At 63.1% G+C, this 810-nt stretch carries 1 protein-coding gene; it reads left to right on the top strand.

What is annotated here, in order from left to right:
* Nucleotides 1–810 (top strand): cyclopropane mycolic acid synthase family methyltransferase (locus tag A5646_RS03525; RefSeq protein WP_067019894.1); only part of this gene is annotated, 810 nt, incomplete at its 3' end.

Below are 810 nucleotides of genomic sequence, written 5' to 3' on the forward strand. Positions count from 1 at the left end.
ATTTACGATGTCTCGAATGAATTTTTCGCATTATTCTTAGACGCGACGATGGGCTACACCTGCGCCTACTTCGAGCGCGACGACATGACGCTCGAGGAGGCGCAGATCGCCAAAATCGATCTGGCGCTGGGCAAATTGAAGCTCGAACCCGGGATGACGCTGCTGGACATCGGTTGCGGCTGGGGGGCCACCCTGCGGCGGGCCATCGAGAAGTACGACGTCAACGTCGTCGGCCTCACACTGTCGGAAAACCAGGCCGAGCACGTGCAGCAGTCCTTCGATCAGATGGACACCCCCCGCAGCCGGCGGGTGCTGCTGGAGGGCTGGGAGAAGTTCCACGAGCCCGTGGACCGCATCGTGTCCATCGGCGCGTTCGAGCACTTCGGCCGGCAGCGCTACGGCCGCTTCTTCAAAATGGCCTACCAGGCGCTGCCGCCCGGCGGAGTGATGTTGCTGCACACCATCGTTCGGCCGTCGTTCAAAGACGCGCGGGCCAAGGGCCTGAAGCTGACCCACGAAATCGTGCAGTTCTCGCAGTTCATCCTGGCCGAGATCTTCCCCGGCGGCTGGCTGCCGACGCCGCAGACCGTCGGCGAGTACGGAGTGACCGCGGGCTTCGACCTGACCCGCGTCCAGTCGCTGCAGCTGCACTACGCCAGGACCTTGGACCTGTGGGCCGAGGCACTCGAGGCCAATCGCGAGCAGGCGATCGCCATCCAGTCCCAGGAGGTCTACGACCGGTACATGAAGTACCTGACCGGCTGCGAAAACTTGTTCCGTGCGGGCTACACCGACGTCAATCAGTTCACG

Origin of the sequence: Mycobacterium sp. 1245499.0, from assembly GCF_001673615.1 — a bacterium.
Classification (GTDB): Bacteria; Actinomycetota; Actinomycetes; order Mycobacteriales; family Mycobacteriaceae; genus Mycobacterium; species Mycobacterium europaeum_A.